This window comes from Burkholderia sp. AU16482, from assembly GCF_002223285.1.
Taxonomy (GTDB): domain Bacteria; phylum Pseudomonadota; class Gammaproteobacteria; order Burkholderiales; family Burkholderiaceae; genus Burkholderia; species Burkholderia semiarida.
The window spans coordinates 255,218-273,029 of sequence record NZ_NKEY01000009.1 but is presented as its reverse complement, the minus strand read 5'-3'; the positions used below and the strand labels follow the sequence as shown (position 1 = coordinate 273,029).

The following is a 17,812-nucleotide window of genomic DNA, read 5'->3' as shown; positions in this document are numbered from 1 at the left end:
GGCCGCCGCTGGACGAAACGCGTCAACCGTCGCGCTTCGTCACGTGCGCGATCTTGCGCGCCAGTTCGCGCACGTCGACCGGCTTGCACAGGTAGCCGTCGAAGCCGGCCTCCAGCGCGCGGCGTTCGTCGGCGAGGCCCGCGTGCGCGGTGACGGCCAGCACGCGCACGTCGGGCGGCCCGCCGTCGCCGTTCAGCGCGCCGCGCCGCAACGCTTCCAGCAGCCAGAAGCCGTCGCCGTCGGGCATCGCGAGATCGGACAGCACGACGGTCGGGCGCATGTCGGCCGCCATCGCGAGCGCCTCGCGTCCCGACGACGCGATCGCGACGGCCGCGCCGAGCGTGGTCAGCGCGGCCGTGAGGCTCGCGCGCGTGGTCGCGTCGTCGTCGACGATCAGGATGCGCTGCGTATCGAGCGTGAGCGCGTCGCGGCGGCCGCTCGCCTGCACGATGCCCCACGCCATCGCGCCGGCCGGCTGCCACCCGGCCGGCAGCGTCACCGTAAACGTCGTGCCGCGATCGCGGCCCGCGCTCGCGACGGTCACGCGGCCGCCGTGCAGCTCCGCGATGTGCCGCACGATCGACAGGCCGAGACCGAGCCCCCGCCGCGGCGACGCGGGCGAATCGTCCGCGCGGCGGAACATGTCGAACACGTATGGCACGAACTCCGTCGCGATGCCCTGCCCGGTATCGGTGACGGTCAGCACCGCATGCGCATCGTCGCGCGCGAGCCGGACAGTCACGCTGCCGCCGGCCGGCGTGAATTTCATCGCATTCGAGATGAGATTCGACAGCATCTGCCGCAACCGCTCGGCGTCGCCCGACACGATGCACGCGGAGGCGTCGCAGTCGAATTCGAGCATGATGCCGGCCGACGACGCCGCGGTCTGGAACGTGCCGACCTGATCGGAGAACAGCCGCACGACGTCGACCGGCGTCGCATCGAGCCGCAGTTTGCCGGTCGCGAGCGACGACGCGTCGAGGATGTCGCCGACCATCCGCGTGAGCGAACGCGCGCTGCGGTCGATCGCGTCGATCGCCTGATGCTGCAACGCGTGGTCGTCGGTGTTGCGCAGCACCTCGATCCACCCGTAGATCACGTTCAGCGGCGTACGCAATTCGTGCGACACCGTGGCCAGCAGTTCGTCCTTCAGACGATTCGACGTGTCGGCCTGGTCGAGCGCATCGCGGGCGCCTTGCAGCGAGCGCTGCGCCCGCAGGTCGCGGCGGCGCTGCGCACCGGTTTCGCGCAGTGTCAGCGACAGCGCGACGCAGGCCCGCGCGTCGCCCTGCACCGGGCACGCCGATACCGTCGCCCGAAACCGCCGCCCGTCGCGCCGCACGCACAGCAGTTCGACCGGCCCGACCGGCTCGCGCATCGCGTCGAACGTATCGGCGAGCGGATTGAGCCGCAACCAGCGCCGTGCGATCAGCGTGTCGAGCCGGCGGCCGCGCGCGTCGGCCTCGTCGTAACCGAAGATCCGCTGCGCGGCCGGGTTCCAGCTCGCGATGCGGCCGTCGGCGTCGATCCCGACGATCGCATCCGGCGACGCCTCGACGACCGCCTGCTGGAGCCGCGATGCGTCCACGCGCGCGCGCTCCGCGCCAGCATCGCGCAACAGCAGCACCGCGCCGTCGAGGTTGCCGTCCGCGTCGCCGATCGGCGACGCGACCGCGACGATCGGCACCGGATCGTGGTCGCCGGCCCGCAGCCAATGCCGGTCGGACGTCGCCTCGGCCCCGCCGAGCGCGCGATCGAGCGGCGTGGTTTGCACGCGGCGCCCTTCGTGATCGACGATCCGCAATACATCGCGCACCGGCCGCCCGATCGCCTCGTCCGGCTCGCAGCCGACGAGTTCGGCCGCGGCCGCGTTCAGATAGGTGAGCCGCCCCGTCGGATCGGTCGCGATCACGCCGTGCGGCAGCGCGCGCAGCACGGCTTCGAGCCGCCGGCGCGCGGCGGCCTCGCGGCGGCGCGCGCGATCGCTCGTGACGCGCGTGCGATGCAGCATCGACGCGACCGCGCATACCAGCGCCCCGATCAGCATGAACGTGCCGAGCTGCACGAGCCGGTCGGGCAGCGGCGCCGTATAGGCAGCCGGATCGGACAGGAACAGCGTCCACACGAGCAGCCCGCTGACCACCGTCGACACGATGCCGAACAGGAACGACGTCACCCACGCGGCGCCGGCGAGCAGCGGGTAATACAACACGAACGGCAGATTCACGCCGCCGAAGCGGATCGCGAGCGTCTGCAGCACGGTCGCGATCGCGACCAGCATCACGGCCGTCGCGTAATTTCCGGCCTGCGGCCGTGCAATTTCGGTCATCGGACACGCTCCTGCTGGGACAGTCGGCGGCGGCCGGCGCGGATGCCGCCGGCAGGCACGGCGCGTGCTGGCCCGCATGCTGGCCGATTCGCACCGGCGGCCCGGCCGCTCACGATGGAGATCTTCACGCCATGCCCGACCCGACACGCTGGCTCGTCGTCTCGCCGCATCTCGACGATGCCGTCTTCAGTTGCGGGCAACTGCTCGCGCACGCGCCCGGCTCGATCGTCGTGACCGTCTTCGCGGGGATGCCGCCACCCGGCACGCCCGCGCCGCCGTGGGACCGCCGCGCGGGGTTTCGCCACGCCGACGAAGCGATGCGCGCGCGCCGCGACGAAGACCGCCGCGCGCTCGCGCTGCTCGACGCCCGCCCCGTGTGGCTCGACTTCCTCGACGATCAGTATGGCATACCGACTACGTCGACCGCGATCGCGACACGCGTGGCCGCGGTGATCGACGCCCACCCGGGCTTCGGCGTGCTCGCGCCGGCCGGCCTGTTCCACCGCGATCATCTGCAGGTGCACGAAGCCATGCTGCGCCTGCTGCGCGACGACGATGCGTCGCGCGTCTGGCGCTTCTACGAGGACGCGCCCTACCGCCGCATCGACGGGCTGATGGCCGAGCGCGTGGCCGGCTGGCGCGAGCACGGCTGGCTCGCGCATCCGGTCGCCCCGCCGGCCAGCGGGACGGACGGCGCCGCCGCGAAAGCCGCCGCCGTCGACGCCTATGCCAGCCAGGTCACGCTGCTCGAGCCTCATATGCGTGCCGCTCTCCGCGAACCCGAAACGATCTGGCGGCTCGAATGCGACGTCACGTCCGCGTAACGCCCGCGCGCGTCGCGCTGCCGCCGGGGGAGCCGCGCGTGACCGCGATCGTGCTGACCTGCCGGCGCGCGGCCGAACTCGCGCGCACGCTCGACCACCTTTCCGCGCTGCCCGACCGGCCGGCGATCGTGGTCGTCGACAACGCGGCGGACGCCGAGACGGCCACGCTGATCCGCGAGCGCTACCCGCATGTCGCGCTCGTGCACGCGCCCGGCAATCTCGGCGCCGCCGGCCGCAATCTCGGCGTCGCCGCGGCCCGCACGCGCCACGTCGCGTTCTGCGACGACGACACGTGGTGGGCGCCCGGCTCGATCGCCGAAGCCGCGAATCTGCTCGACGCGTATCCGCACGTCGCGGCCGTCACCGCACGCGTGCTGGTCGGCCCCGACGAGCGCGAGGACCCGACCTGCCGGCTGATGGCCGACAGCCCGCTCGACGCGCCGGTCGCGCTGCCCGGCCGCCCGATCCTCGGGCTGCTGGCCGGTGCGACCGCATTCCGGCGCGACGCGTTCGTGCGCGCCGGCGGCTACCATCCGCGCTACTTCCTCGGCGGCGAGGAAGCGCTGCTCGCGCTCGACCTGTATCGCTCCGGCCACTGGCTCGTGTATGCGCCGGGCCTGACCGTCCATCACCATCCGTCGACGCGGCGCGACCGGACGATGCGCGCGCACACCGCCGCCCGCAACGCGGTGTGGACCGCGTGGCTCAGATGGCCCGCCGCCGCCGCGTGGCTGCATACGGTGCGCATGCTGCCGCTCCTGCGCCGCGAACGTGCGATCGTGCGCACGTTCGCCGGGCTGCCGTGGATCCTGCGCGAACGACGCACGATCCCGCCACGGATCGAACACATGCGCCGTCTGCTCGAGCGCGATACGCGCCGCGAGACCGGAAGGGGCACATGAGCGGGAACGTGAACGCGATCGTAGCGGCATCAGGAATCGGGTTTTTCCGCTTCGTCTTCCAGTTGCGCGAGCCGGTTGTAGATCGTCTTCAGGCTGACGTCGAGCACCTCGGCCGCCTGCGCCTTCACGCCGCCGCATTGGGCGATCGTGCCGAGGATCAGCTTGCGGTCGACTTCCTCGAGCGGCGTGCCGAACGGCACCGTCACGCGATCCTCGTGCGAATCGACCATGCTCGACAGCTCGTCCATGATCGGCGGCGGCAGCGTGTCGATCACGTCGGCATCGGTGAAGATGCTCGCGCGCTGCACGAAGTTGCGCAGCTCACGCACGTTGCCCGGCCATTCGTAGGTCTTCAGCGCTTCGCGCGCGGCCGGCGAGAAGCGCAGGTTGCGGCCGCTCTCCTCGTTGTAGCGCTGCAGGAACGCATCGGCGAGCATCGGGATGTCGTCGCCGCGTTCGCGCAGCGACGGCAGCGGGATCGGGAACACGTTGATCCGGTGAAACAGGTCGGGCCGCAGCTTGCCGTCCGCCATCGCGGCTTCCGGGTCGCGGTTCGTCGCGGCGACGATGCGCACGTCGACGTCGATCTCGCGCGTCGAGCCGAGCCGCGTGACGCGCCCGGTTTCCAGCACGCGCAGCAGCTTGACCTGCGATTCGAGCGGCATCTCGGTGATTTCGTCGAGAAACAGCGTGCCGCCGTCGGCGCGTTCGAAGAAGCCCTTGTGCTGGCGTTCGGCGCCGGTGAAGCTGCCGCGGTCGTGGCCGAACATCTCGCTCTCGACGAGGTTCGCGGCGATCGCGCCGCAATTCACCGCGAGGAACGGCCCGCGGCGGCGCAGGCTCAGGTCGTGCACCGTCTGCGCGGCGAGTTCCTTGCCGGTGCCCGATTCGCCGGTGAGCAGCACCGACGCTTCGGTGCGCGCGACGCGGCCGATCGCATCGTAGACGGCCTGCATCGCGGGCGAGCTGCCGAGCATGCGGCCGAAGCGGCCGAGGCGCTGCAGCTCCGAGCGCAGCTCCGCGATTTCCTCGTGCAGCGCGGTCGTGCGCGGCACGCGCGCGAAGATGCTGTTCAGCCGCTGCATGTTGAGCGGCTTCACCAGATAGTCGCTCGCGCCGCGCCGCAATGCGTCGATCGCGGTTTCGAGGCTCGCGTGGCCGGTGGTCAGCACCATTTCGCAATGCCCGCGCTTGGGCAATGCGTCGAACAGATCCATCCCGTTGCCATCGGGCAGCACGAGGTCGCACAGCACGAGATCGGGGGTATGCGTCGAGACGAGCGTGCGCGCTTCTTCAAGCGTCGCGGCCGTATCGCACGAGAGCTGCTGCGTGCGTGCGAGCGTGGCGAGCATCGTTCGCGTATCGGCGTCGTCTTCGACGATCAGGACGTAAGGCATCGAGGCTCCTTGTAATGCGGGCCGGCGCGTACATCGGCCGGCGCCGCGACACGTGCAGCGCAATGCGCGTCACAGAGCCCACGACGGCATCCTCCACGCTGCACACGAATCGCAGACAAGCTGTCCTGCAATGAAAACGCGTGCTTAGCAGTATAGAAGAACGGTGTCTCGCATTCGTCGCCCATCGAATAAATCTATCCGCCGACGCAAGCCGCATTGCCAGATTCAATGTCGGCGAATCGGCATAAAAGGTATTCTGAGTACCTGAAAGACGACGTGTGTCACGTCGTTTCTACCTGGCCACGACACATTCGGTCAAAACTTCCCAATCCGGTTATTACCCCATGTCGAAATCCCACGATGACGGCACGCGACTGTTCGGTCGTTCGCGAACAATTCAGGATCTGCTGCTGAAAGTGTCGCGCGTCGCCGCCACCCGCGTGAGTGTGCTGGTGGTCGGCGAAAGCGGCGCGGGCAAGGATATCGTCGCCCGGCTCATTCACGACATGAGCCCGCGCCGTCGCGGCCCGTTCGTGCCCGTCAATTGCGGCGCGATTCCGAAGGACATCGCGGAGTCGCAGTTGTTCGGTCACGAGAAAGGCAGCTTCACGGGCGCCGTCGCGCAGCACGTGGGCATGTTCGAAGCCGCGCGCGGCGGCACGCTGTTTCTCGACGAGATCGCCGAGATGCCGCTCGAATTGCAGGTCAAGCTGCTGCGCACGCTCGAAACCAACACGATCGTGCGCGTGGGCGGTCACGAGCCGATTCCGCTCGACGTGCGGATCGTCGCGGCCACGCATCACGATCCGGTCGAGGCGATGCGCAGCGGCAGGCTGCGCGAGGACCTGTTCTACCGGATCGCGCCGATCGCGTTGCACGTGCCCGCGCTGCGGCAGCGCGAGGACGACGTCGGCGACATCGCGGTGCAGATCGTCGAACGGCTGAACGCGCGGCACCGCACGCGAAAGCGGCTGTCCACCCAGGCGATGAAGGCGCTGCGCACCTACACGTGGCCCGGCAACGTGCGCGAACTGCGCAACGCACTCGAGCGCGCGTTCATCCTCGCCGACGAGCAGATCGAACTGCAGTTGCCGCGCCGTCCGCCGCCGCGCGAGGAAGTGCGTCACAACGCGATGACGCTGCATATCGGCACGACGCTCGCGCACACACAGCAGCGCTTCATCGTCGCGTCGCTGCGGCATTTCAACGGCGACAAGCCGCGCACCGCGAAGGCGCTCGGCATCAGCCTGAAAACGCTGTACAACCGGCTCGCGCTGCTGTCCGAAAGCGAGCGCAACGCGGCAAGCGGCAACGCGCCACCGGCCGGGAATGCATCGAACGGCGGCGGCGCCCCCGCTGCGCCGCCTGCGTCGCCGTCCGCGACGACGCCGTGAGCGCGGCGGGTCACGCCGCCGCCGTCGCGTCGGCGCGTCACGCCGTCATGTCGCGCAGCGCGGCGTCCCAGTCGCGTGCGAAGCGTTCGATGCCGAATCGCTCGCACGCGTCGCGCCTGGCCGCCGCGCCCCACTCGCGCGCCAGGTCCGGATCGCGGATCAGCATGCGCATCGCGTCGATCAGCACGCCCGGCCGCGTATCGGCCACGCCGTTGCTGCCGGTCCTCACGAGTTGTGCCATCTCCGTCGTCGCGAGTGCGACGATCGGCAGCCCGATCATCATCGCCTCGATCACCGCGAGCCCGAGGCTCGTGTAGCGGATCGGATTGAAGAAGAACCGGTAGTGCGACAGGAACTGCGGGAGCGCGGGGTTCGGCACCTCGCCGATCCCGCCGAGTTCGGCCGACCCCATCCCGACGAGATCGATCGGCACGCTGTGCCGCACGACCTCGAACAGATCCGCGCCGAGGCGCCGGCCGCGCCGCGCGAGATTGTTCACGACGGCCACGCCCTTCGGCAGCGTGCCGCGATACTCGATGCCTTCGGGCACCAGCACGCCATGCTCGATCACGCGCGTCGGCGTCACGCCGTTGTCCCACATCAGCGCGTTGAACGGCGTCACGTGCACCAGCAACACGTTCGGGTCCTGCACCGGATGCAGCGTGTCGGTCGGATGCTCGCGCGGCGGATCGTGCTCGACGAACAGCGTCGGCAGCGCACGCTGCGCTTCGCTCAGCAACCGCAGGCGGTCGTGCTGGTAATGCTTCACGTGCTGGTACAGCACGCAGTCGAATTCGGTGTCGCGCACGCACTCGGCCGGCACCTCGTGCACGTTGTCGCCCCACGGCAGGTGCCCGACCCGGCCCGCATAGCCGGGCGGATGCTGCGGCTTCGTCACGATGTAGAAATCGTGCGGCGCCTGCGACAGGTAATACAGATAGTTGCCATGCACGTGCCAGGTCAGCACGCGCAACCGCTTAACAGACATGGCGCTTCTCCTCCGCGAGCAGTTCGCCCGCCCGCTCGATCACGTCGCCGACGCCGATCGCCGTCGCGCACTCGTGCCCGTACGGACAGGTATCGAACATGCACGGCCGGCATGCCGGGTAGTTCGCGAGTACGCGATGGCGTTCGGCGTCGAGCGGCGCCCAGCGGGCCGTATCGCTACCGCACGCGACGACGATGCTCGGCGTGCCGAGCGCCGCCGCCACGTGCGACACGCCCGTGTCGTTGCACAACAGCAGCCGCGCGCGGGCGATCAGCGCGGCGAGCGCGCCGAGCGGCGTACGGCCGCACAGATTCACGCACGGCCGCCCGAGATGCTCGGCGAATGCGGCGGCCAGCGCCAGTTCCGCGCGCGTGCCGGTCAGCACGATCTGCCAGCCGTCGTCGGCGAGCTGCCGCGCCGCCAGCGCGAAGCGCTCGACCGGCCAGCGGCGCGACGCCATCCGCGCGCCGGGATGGACGATCACGTAGCGGCCGGGATCCAGCCCATGTTCGTCGCAGAGCACGTGCCACAGCGCGTAGTCGAGCCCGCCGAGCGGGAATTCGAGGAAGTCGCCCCAGTCCGCGTAGCCGAGCTTGCGCGTGAGCGCCAGGTAGCGCGTCACTTCCGGCTCGTCGTCGCGCCACACGAGCGCGCAGTCGAGCGCGGCCGTGCCGCCGTCGGCCGGCACGAAGCCGGCCGTGCGCGCCGCGCCGAGCGACGCGACGATCGCGTTCGTGTGCGCGCCGCTGCCGTGCAACTGGATCGCGAGATCGAAGTCGCGCGCGCGGCATTCGGCGATGAATGCCTCGCGCGTGGCCGCGTCGGGTTCGGGCTGCTCGCCGAGCCCCGGTGCGCCGGGGAACGCGATGAAGCTGTCGACGTAGTCCGAAAAGCGCGACGCGAATTCACGCGCCCACGGCAGGCCGATCAGCGTGATGCGCGCATCGGGTTCGCCGCGCCGCAACGCCCGCAGCGCGGGCACCGCGCACAGCATGTCGCCGAGCTGCAGCGCGCGGAACACCGCGATCCGTTTCGGGCCGCGCGGGCCGTCGGAATCGAGGTCTGGATCGAGCTTCATCACGATCTGCTCCGGGAAACCCCGCCATGGATGGCGGGAAGGAAAGGTAGGGGGACGTCAAAGGAAAAGCACACGGAAGTGAAGCGCGCCGCGCATGCGCCAGTACAGCGACACGGGCGGAATCGCGATGGAGGTGACGATCATCTCGGCCACATGCGACGGCGTGAGCTGCGTGCCGCGCAATCGCTTCGCGCAGAACCCGGCGGTAATCGCGGCCCACACCGCCGCGCACACGATGGCCGGCGCCGGCCAGCCGGCCGCGAAACAGCCGAGCGCGCCGAGCGCGGCGAGCACGGCCGCGTAGTAATGCCACGGCGGCACGGGCCGGATATGGCGCCGGTAGGTCGCGCGATGCTTCTTGTACAGCAGCGCATCGAAATACACCTTCGACTGCGCGCCGATGCTCGATCCCCAGCGGGCGGGACGCACCGGATGCACGATGCGCGCGGCATCGGCCTCGACGATCGGCCCCGCGTGCTCGCGCAACGCGAACATCAGGTCGGCGTCCTCGCGCCACGCGCGCGTGAAGCGTTCGTCGAAGCCGCCGACGCGTTCGAGCGCCGCGCGCCGCACGAAGCAGTTCGCGGTCGCGAATTCCGCATGGGCGAGCCCCGCCGCGTCACGTTCGTAGTCGGTCGGGCACGGCCGCAACGGCACGTCGATCCGGCCGGCCGCGGCCGCCGCCGACGGCGCGGCCAGCAGCGCGGCCGCGCCGTTGCGCAGCCAGGCCGGATCGGGAATCGTGTCGTCGTCGGTGAACGCGATCAGCGCGCCGTCCGCGCTGCGCCACCCGACGTTGCGCGCGCCGGCCGGCCCCTGCGTGTCGGGCGCCGTCATGTAGCGGATCGCCGGCACGTCGGTCACGCGCGCGCGGCACGCATCGACCACGGCGCGCGCGCTGCCGGCCGGATCGTCGTCCACCACGACGATCTCGTAGGTGGCCGGATCGAACGCCTGCACGCACAGCGCATCGAGGCAGCGTTCGAGCAGATCGGGCCGCCGGTAGGTCGGCACGACGACCGACACGACCGGCGCCACGTGCGTGTCGCGCATGTTCATCTCGGCTTCTCCAGCAGGAACGGGCCGATCACGAGCGCGTCGAGCGGCGAGGTCCAGAAGCATTCGATCGCATCGCGCGGCGAGCACACGATCGGTTCGCCGCGCGTGTTGAACGACGTGTTGACGAGCACCGGCACGCCGGTGAGCGCGTCGAACTCGGTCAGCAGTGCATGCAGCAGCGGATGCTGGGTTTCATCGACGGTCTGCACGCGCGCGGTGCCGTCGATGTGGCGCACCGCCGGAATCTTGTCGGCGCGCTCGGGCAGGACGTCGTACACGAACAGCATGAACGGCGCGCGCAGCGGCGTGCGCCGGCCGCCGCTGAACCAGTGATGCGCGCGATCCTCGAGCACGACCGGCGCAACCGGCCGGAAATCCTCGCGATCCTTGATCCGGTTCAGCTTGCGCTGCATGTCGGGGTCGATCGGCGACGCGAGGATCGACCGTGCGCCGAGCGCGCGCGGGCCGAACTCCATGCGCCCCTGGAACCAGCCGATCACGCGGTTCGCCGCGAGCAGCGCGGCCGTCTGCGCGGCGACGTCGGCGAGCCGGCGGTACGGCAACTGTGCCTCCTTCAGGAACGCCTCGATCGCGTCGTCGTCGTAGGCCGGGCCGAGATACGCGTGATCCATGCGCCAGTCGCCGCGCGCGCCGCGCATCCGGAAGTCGGTCCACAGCGCGGCGCCGAGCGCCGTGCCCGCGTCGCCGGCGGCCGGCTGCACCCACACGTCGTCGAACGGGCCGCGATCGCGGATCCGCGCGTTCATCACGCAGTTCAGCGCGACGCCGCCCGCCATCGCGAGCTGCCGCTCGCCGGTCTCGGCGGCCAGCCAGTCGACCGCCCGCAGCGTCGTCTCCTCGAGCACCAGTTGCAGCGCATGCGCGATGTCGCAGTGATGCGGCTCGATCGGGCCGCCGCGCTCGCGCGGCGCACCGAACAGCGCGGCCAGGTCCGCGTCGACCACTTCATAGCGCCCTTCGCCGCGATACTGCACGAGCTTGCGCATCTCGTCGGCGAACACCGGCTTGCCGTACGACGCGAGCGCCATCACCTTGTATTCGTCGGACGAGTGCAGGAAGCCGAGATAGCGCGTCACGCGCTCGTACAGCAGCCCGAGCGAATGCGGCAGGTTCACCTGCCCGAGCCGCCGGTACGAGCGGCCGTCGAACACGCCGTAGCTCGTCGTCGCGCGCTCGCCGCGCCCGTCCATCGTCATCACCGCGCAGCGCTCGAACGGCGCCGCGAGAAACGCGCTCGCCTCGTGCGCGAGATGGTGCTCGATGAAATGCCAGCGGAACGGCCCGTCGTGCGTGACGCCGCGAAAACGCCGCTGCAGATGATGCGGCGCGCCGCCCGCGAGCTGGCGCGGCGCGTTGACGATCGACGACAGGAACAGCGGATGCCACGGCGACGCGCCGTCCTCGCGCGGCGCATGCGCGGACGGCGACAGCGGCAGGGTCAGCGCCGGCGCGGTGCCTTCGCGATCGAGTTCGAACCACGGGTCGTACGAATACGCGACGTGGTCGACATCCGCGAGCGTGATGCCGGCTTCCGCGAGGCAATAGTCGATCGCGTGGAAAGGCAGCTCCCAGGTCGAGAACGGCACCGGGCGCTTCGCGTGCTTCACGTGCGTGAAGCGTTCGTCCTCGGCCGCCGCGATCACGACGCCGTCGCGCACGATGCACGCGGCGCTGTCGTGGAAGGCGGCGTTGATGCCGAGCGTATGGATCGGGTCTGGCATGCGTCAGTTCCTCGTGATGACGTGCGCGAACGGAATCACGTTCGATGCGTGCGCCGCGGCCGGCTCTTCGCCGTGCACGGCAGCCCGCGCGGCCGCGCGTTGCGCATGGCGCGCGCTGCCGCGCAGCAGCGCATGCACGGCCGCGACCACGTCGTCGACGCTCACGCCGCGCAGGCACGGATGGCCGGGCTGGTCGCACACGCTGCGGTAGCAGTTGCGGCACGGCACATCGACGTTCAGCACACGGTGCGGCACACGCCACGGCGTGTGCTGCGGGTTGGTCAGCGCGTACAGGTCGACCACCGGCGTGCCGAGCGCGGCCGCGAGATGCACGGGGCCGCTGTTGTTCGACAGCAGCAGGTCGGCCGTCTCGATCAGCGCGCCCAGTTCGCCGAGCGGCAACGCGCCGGCGAGCGGCACGGCGCGCGGCCCCGCCCGTTCGCACACCGTGTCGACCAGCGCGCGTTCGTCCGCACTGCCCGTCACCGCGATGCCGTCGAACAGCGGCGCGACGGCGGCCGCCGCTTCACCGAACCGCTCGGCCGGCCAGCGCCGCGACGCCGCGCTCGCGCCCGGATGGACGACCAGCCAGCGCGCGCGCCCGGCATCCGGCTCGCGCGCGCCGCCGACGCGCTGCAACGCGGCCTGCAAGCGCGCGTGCACCGCATGCCGCGCCGCGTCGCCGGGCGCGAACGCCATCCGCCAGTCCGACGTCTTCGCGCCGACGGCGCGCACCAGCGCGAGCTGGCGCGCGACCTCGTGGCGCACGTGCGATTCCGGCTCGGTTTCCGGCACGCGATCGGTCAGCAATTCGTAGGGGTTTTCGCGGCAATGCGCGAGCCGCAGCGGAATACCGGCGAGCCAGCACATCATCGCGGCGGGCAACGGGTTCTGGCTGTACACGGTGAAGATCACGGCGGCGTCGAAGCGGCCGGCCAGCAGCCGGTCGATCATGTCGAGATCGGCCACCGGATCGCCGCGCACGTCGGGATGCTTGACCCACGGTGCGTCGTAGCTCCACACGTCGTCGACCATCGGCAGATGCCTGGCGAGCGCGGCGCCCGTGCGCGACGTCAGCAGCGTCAGCCGGCGGTCGCTGCCGCTTTCCTTCAGCGCACGCAACGCGGGCGTGGTCATCAGTACGTCGCCGATGCTGTCGAGCCGCACGCACAGGATGCGGCGGGCGCGGCTCCAGGCCGTGTTCATTGCCGCACCCACGCGCCGTGCCGGCGCACGGCTTCGCGCACGACGATGTCGGCGGCCAGGTCGACGCGATCGACGACGTGGTGCGGTGTGCGCGCCGCGTCGACACGCCATTCCGTCTCGTGGCCGCGGTCGACGAGGATCGTACCGCAGCGCGCGGTGCGGCCGGCTTCGACATCGTCGAGAATGTCGCCGATCATCCAGCTCCATTCCGGCACGGCGTCGAGCGCGGCCAGCGCGCGGCGCAGCATGCCCGGGCGCGGCTTGCGGCAGATGCACTCGACGCTATAGCGCGGCACGCTGCCCTGCGGGTGATGCGGGCAGTAAAAAAAATCCGCCAGCGTCGCGCCGTTCGCTTCGAACAGTTCGGCGAGACGCTGGCGGACCGCGCCAAGCTCGTTTTCGGTAAAGCGGCCGAGCGCGACGCCCGACTGGTTCGACACGACCGCCAGCGGCATGCCGGTCGCGCCGAGCGTGCGCAGCGCGCGCGCCGCGCCCGGCGCGAGACGCATGCGCGCGGGATCGACGTTGTACGGCACGTCGTCGAGCAGCGTGCCGTCCTTGTCGAGCAGCACCGCGCCGGGCAGCCGCCGTTCGCGCTTCAGGGCCATGACGTCTCCTTCATCGGCAGCACCATCAGCTCCGGCACCACGGTGCCCGGCGGCTGCGTCAGCACGAAGCGCACGGCGGCCGCGACGTGCTCGGGCGGCTGCAGCGTGTCCTCGTCGATGTCCGGAAAGCGGTCGAGCAGGAACGGCGTGCGCATCCCGCCCGCGACGATCGCCGACACGCACACGCCGCTCGGCCGCAGTTCCGCATGCAGCGCGTGCGAGAGCCCGAGCAGCCCCCACTTCGTCGCGTGATACGCGGACGCGTTCGGCCACGCCCGCTTCGACGCGGTCGACGCGATGTTGACGATGTGCCCGTTGCCGCGCGCCTTCATCATCGGCACGGCAGCATGGCACATCAGGTACGGGCCGAACAGGTTCGTCATCAGCACCTGCTGCCATGCGTCGACGCTCACGTCGTCGATCGGCGCGGTCACGTCGATCGCCGCGTTGTTCACGATCACGTCGAGATCGCCGAGCGACTCGCGCGCATCGTGCATGACCTGCAGCACCGATGCCTCGTCGCGCACGTCGAGCGGCCGGCCTACCGCGTGCCCGCCGTGCCGTTCGAGCCGCTGCGCGACGGCCGCCGCGCGGTCGCCGTCGAGATCGGCGACGACCACATGCGCGCCGTGCCGCGCCAACTCCTCGCAAATGGCTTCGCCGAGGCCGCGGCCGCCCCCGGTCACGAGTGCGGTCCGGCCGGCGAGCGGCGGTCTGGCTGGATCGTGAGTCGCGTTCACCTGCACCTCCTGTCGATGTCGGAAAACAATCCGGCTGACGGCGACACTTGTCGCGACAACCGTCCGTGCATGAGGTACAGCGAAAACCGTGCCGGCCTGCGCACGCATGCGCCACATCGGGCTACTGCATGCGCGCGCTGGCTTTTTTATAACCGGCTGTAAAAACGGGTCCGGGCGCCCGCGCGTGGGCGGCCCGATCCGGGCGGCCCCACCTGGGCGGCCCCACCTGGGCGGCCCCACCTAGGCGGCCCCCTCAGATCGCGAGCGCGTCGGGCGTCGCCTGCGCGCGGTGCTTCGCGAGCGCGCGCAGGCAGTGCGCGATGCAGCCCGCGAACGCCTCGTCGAACCACGGCTGCGCGCCCGACACACCCACCACGATGCCGCCGAGCGCGACGCCGCCCCACAGGTTCGTGTCGCCCGCGCGCAGCCGGTACGGCTCCAGCGCCTGCACGACATGCCCGTCGCGGCCCGTTTCCCAGGACAGCCGCGCCTTGGCGCGCGCGTAGGCGCGGTAATCGGCGTCCCAGTCCTTCGGGTCGGGCAGCGAAAACTCATACAGGATCGCGTCCTCGAACGCCGCGTCGCGCGGCCCGAGCGCCGGGTCCATGATCACGATGTGCAGGCAGCCGCTGTCGCCGACGAAATCGCTTTGCAGCGCGGCGGACAAGGTCGGCAACAGCAGCTCGACGGCCGCCACCGCGGCCTGGCGGTCGGCGAACGCACTACCGCCGCGACGCGCCGCGTTCGGGGCTTCGGGTGTCGTCGGATTCAGAAGGTTCGGCATGGATTTCTCCGGAGGAAAACGCGAGCGCACGCAACGCCGCGATCAGGTCGGCCGCTACCGCGGGCTTGGTCAGGTACGCGTGGAAACCGGCTTCGACCGCGCGCGCGCGGTCGTGATCGCGCGCATGGCCGGACAAGGCAAGCGCCTCGAGCGGCGCGCGGCCGTCGCGATCGCGTACGGCGTCGAGCTGGCGCACGCGCGCCATCACCGTGTAGCCGTCCTCTTCGTCGTCGCCGAGGTCGATGTCGCAGACGAGCAGCGCCGGCCAGTCGGCGCGGCGCGCGCGCCACAGGTCGTCCAGCAACGCCTGGCCCGACGCATACGCGCGCACGTCGGCGCCGGCCACCTTCAGCAGCGCGCCGAGCGCGTCGCGCGCCTCGTCGTGGTCGTCCACGCACGCGATGCGCAGGCCGTCGAGCGGCTTCGCCGCGCCCGGCGCACCGGCGCCCGCACGCGGCACGGCGTCGCCGGGTTGCATCGACGCCGGCGCCACCGCGCAGACCGGCAGCGACAGATGCAGCTTCACGCCGATGTCGTCGCGTTCGCGCACGACGTAGCCGCCGGCCTCCTCGATCGCGTCCTGCAATCGTTCGAGATCGATCAGCGACAGCTCGGTTGCGTCGACGCCCGCGCATGCGATCGTGATCCGCGCTTCCGGATCGTGGCGCCCCGTGCGCACCTCGAGTTGCCCGCCGCGGCTCGCGTCGACCGCACCGCGGCACAGTTCCCACACGAAGCGCCGCAGCGCGGCCGGATCTGCCTCGACGACGAGATCCTCGTCCGACAGATGGCGGAACACCGGCACGCCGCGCTGCGCGGCCGCCTCCGCCAGCGAATCGAGCACCTGCGACACGAGCGGATTGATGCGCACCGGCTGCCGCGCGAACTTCGCCTCCGTGCGTTCGAGCTCACGCTGCTTCGCCTGCAGCGACCACATCTGCGCATACACGCCGCCGCTTTCGAGCAGTTCGTCGTGGGTGCCGTGCTCGACGAGCCGGCCGTGCTCCATCACGAGGATGCGATCGGCATCGACGATCGTCGACAGCCGGTGCGCGATGATGAGGCTCGTGCGATGCCGCGCGACGCGCATCAGCTCCTGCTGGATCGCGCGCTCCGAGCGCGTGTCGAGCGCCGACGTCGCCTCGTCGAACACGACGATCGGCGGCGCCTTCAGCAACGCGCGCGCGATCGCGACCCGCTGCCGCTCGCCGCCCGACAGCCGCACGCCGCGCTCGCCGACGCGCGTGTCGTACGCATCGGGCAGCCGCTCGATGAACGCGTCGAGCTGCGCGCCGCGCGCGGCCGCGATCACTTCGCCGCGGGTCGCGTCGCGCTTGCCGTACGCGATGTTGTACGCGAGCGTGTCGTTGAACAGGATGGTGTCCTGCGGGACGATGCCGAGCGCATCGCGCAGGCTGCGCTCGGTGACGAGCCGCAAGTCCTGGCCGTCGATGCGGATCGTGCCCGCATCGGGCTGATACAGCCGGAACAGCAGCCGCGCGAGCGTCGATTTGCCCGAGCCGCTGCCGCCGACCACGGCGACCGTCTGCCCGGGCTCGATGCGGAACGACACGTCGGACAGGATCTGCCGGCTCGGCTCATAGCCGAAATCGACGTGCTCGAACTCGATCGCGCCGCCGCGCACCACGAGCGGCTGCGCGCCGGGCGCATCGCCGTCCTCGCCCGGCTTGCCGCGCGCGTCGAGCAGCCCGAACAGCCGCTCGATGTTCGTCATCGCGTCGTTCGCCTCCCGGAACACGAAGCCGAGCGCATTCAGCGGCAGGCTGATCTGGATGATGTACGCGTTGATCAGCACGAGATCGCCGACCGTCAGCGCACCGCGCGCGACCTGCTGGCCCGCGAGCAGCATCACCGCCGCGATCCCCGCGCCGATGCACGCGCTCTGCCCGATATGCAGCGTCGACAGCGCGTACTGGTTGTCCACGCCGGCTTCGCGCCATGCGTCGAGCACGCGGTCGAGCCGGTCGCGCTCGACGTCCTCGCGCGCGAAGTACTTGACCGTGTCGACGTTCAGCAGGCTGTCGACCACGCGCGAATTCGACTCGGCTTCCAGCGCATTCACGCGCCGCTGGTAACGCATGCGGCGGCGCGTGAATACGACCGTATACGCGGCATAGACGGCGAACGTGACGAAAATGATCGCGGTAAAGCCGCCGCCGTACTTGCTGATCACGATCACGAGCACCGAGCCGATCTCGATGGCCGTCGGCACGACCGTAAACACCGCGACGCCGAGCAGATAACCGATGCCGGCCGTGCCTTTCTCGAGATCGCGCACGACGGCGCCCGTCTCGCGCCGCGCATGAAAGCGCGCGCCGAGCCGGTGCAGGTGGCCGAACGTGCGCACGGTAAACGACGCGACCGTATGCTGCGTGACCTGCACGAACGTCATGTCGCGCACTTCGTTCAGCGCGTTCGACGCGAAGCGCACCACCGCGTAGGCGAACAGCAGCAGCACCGGCCACGCGACGGGCTGGGCGGCCGCGCGGCCGAAACCGTCCACGATGTCCTTGAGCAGCAGCGGCACCGAGACGGCCGCCGCTTTCGCGAGCACCAGCAGGACGACCGCCGCCACCACGCGCGCACGGTAACGCCAGATCGCGCGCCAGAGTTCGACGGCGATCCTGAGCCTCAAGCCCCGCTCGTCCCGGCGCTGCCGGCGCTCGCGGCCCGCGGCCGCATCACGGTCCTTGATTGGCGTCTCGTCGATTCCGGTCGTCATGCAGGCAGTGCTCGCGGT

At 70.7% G+C, this 17,812-nt stretch carries 14 protein-coding genes; 3 read left to right on the top strand and 11 right to left on the bottom strand.

What is annotated here, in order from left to right; genetic code table 11:
* Positions 1–22: 22 nt before the first annotated feature.
* Positions 23–2,329, bottom strand: coding sequence for an ATP-binding protein (locus CFB35_RS31715; protein WP_089466127.1), 2,307 nt, complete (start codon positions 2,327–2,329; stop codon positions 23–25).
* Positions 2,330–2,460: 131 nt separating this feature from the next.
* Here CFB35_RS31715 and CFB35_RS31710 point away from each other — a divergent pair, with 131 nt between their 5' ends.
* The gene (locus CFB35_RS31710) at positions 2,461–3,153 is read left to right on the top strand and encodes a PIG-L deacetylase family protein (protein ID WP_089466126.1); all 693 of its coding nucleotides are present in this window, start codon (positions 2,461–2,463) and stop codon (positions 3,151–3,153) included.
* On the top strand, positions 3,132–4,055 hold the full coding sequence (locus CFB35_RS31705) for a glycosyltransferase family 2 protein (protein ID WP_089466125.1): 924 nt from the start codon (positions 3,132–3,134) through the stop codon (positions 4,053–4,055). Before CFB35_RS31710 ends, CFB35_RS31705 begins: the two co-directional genes overlap by 22 nt.
* Positions 4,056–4,084: 29 nt before the next feature.
* Here CFB35_RS31705 and CFB35_RS31700 read toward each other — a convergent pair whose 3' ends face one another.
* The gene (locus tag CFB35_RS31700; RefSeq protein ID WP_059575013.1) at positions 4,085–5,452 is read right to left on the bottom strand and encodes a sigma-54 dependent transcriptional regulator; all 1,368 of its coding nucleotides are present in this window, start codon (positions 5,450–5,452) and stop codon (positions 4,085–4,087) included.
* Between the two features lie 344 nt (positions 5,453–5,796).
* On the opposite strand from CFB35_RS31700, the gene CFB35_RS31695 reads away from it, so the two are divergent.
* Entirely contained in the window at positions 5,797–6,846 is a 1,050-nt protein-coding gene (locus tag CFB35_RS31695) for a sigma-54-dependent Fis family transcriptional regulator (protein WP_089466124.1), read from the top strand.
* Positions 6,847–6,883: 37 nt separating this feature from the next.
* On the opposite strand, the gene CFB35_RS31690 is transcribed toward CFB35_RS31695, so the two are convergent.
* From CFB35_RS31690 to CFB35_RS31650, 9 genes are all read right to left on the bottom strand, one after another.
* Positions 6,884–7,834 carry a glycosyltransferase family 4 protein gene (locus tag CFB35_RS31690; protein WP_059575008.1) on the bottom strand — a complete coding sequence of 317 codons (951 nt, stop codon included), beginning with the start codon at positions 7,832–7,834 and terminating at the stop codon, positions 6,884–6,886.
* Positions 7,824–8,912 carry a glycosyltransferase family 9 protein gene (locus CFB35_RS31685; RefSeq protein WP_059575006.1) on the bottom strand — a complete coding sequence of 363 codons (1,089 nt, stop codon included), beginning with the start codon at positions 8,910–8,912 and terminating at the stop codon, positions 7,824–7,826. Before CFB35_RS31685 ends, CFB35_RS31690 begins: the two co-directional genes overlap by 11 nt.
* A 57-nt stretch (positions 8,913–8,969) precedes the next feature.
* Complete coding sequence (locus tag CFB35_RS31680; RefSeq protein WP_059575004.1) at positions 8,970–9,971, bottom strand: glycosyltransferase family 2 protein; 1,002 nt, start codon at positions 9,969–9,971, stop codon at positions 8,970–8,972.
* On the bottom strand, positions 9,968–11,713 hold the full coding sequence (locus tag CFB35_RS31675; RefSeq protein ID WP_089466123.1) for a carbamoyltransferase C-terminal domain-containing protein: 1,746 nt from the start codon (positions 11,711–11,713) through the stop codon (positions 9,968–9,970). Before CFB35_RS31675 ends, CFB35_RS31680 begins: the two co-directional genes overlap by 4 nt.
* Positions 11,714–11,716: 3 nt before the next feature.
* A complete protein-coding gene (locus tag CFB35_RS31670; protein WP_060011143.1) occupies positions 11,717–12,919 on the bottom strand; it encodes a glycosyltransferase family 9 protein in 1,203 nt (400 codons plus the stop codon).
* Positions 12,916–13,527, bottom strand: coding sequence for an HAD-IIIA family hydrolase (locus CFB35_RS31665; protein WP_059575000.1), 612 nt, complete (start codon positions 13,525–13,527; stop codon positions 12,916–12,918). Before CFB35_RS31665 ends, CFB35_RS31670 begins: the two co-directional genes overlap by 4 nt.
* Complete coding sequence (locus tag CFB35_RS31660) at positions 13,518–14,267, bottom strand: SDR family oxidoreductase (protein ID WP_059575202.1); 750 nt, start codon at positions 14,265–14,267, stop codon at positions 13,518–13,520. Before CFB35_RS31660 ends, CFB35_RS31665 begins: the two co-directional genes overlap by 10 nt.
* Positions 14,268–14,520: 253 nt before the next feature.
* Entirely contained in the window at positions 14,521–15,051 is a 531-nt protein-coding gene (locus CFB35_RS31655) for a hypothetical protein (RefSeq protein ID WP_060967411.1), read from the bottom strand.
* Positions 14,990–17,794 (bottom strand): ABC transporter transmembrane domain-containing protein, encoded by a 2,805-nt coding sequence (locus CFB35_RS31650; protein ID WP_226093985.1) that lies wholly within the window; start codon positions 17,792–17,794, stop codon positions 14,990–14,992. Before CFB35_RS31650 ends, CFB35_RS31655 begins: the two co-directional genes overlap by 62 nt.
* Positions 17,795–17,812 lie beyond the last annotated feature (18 nt).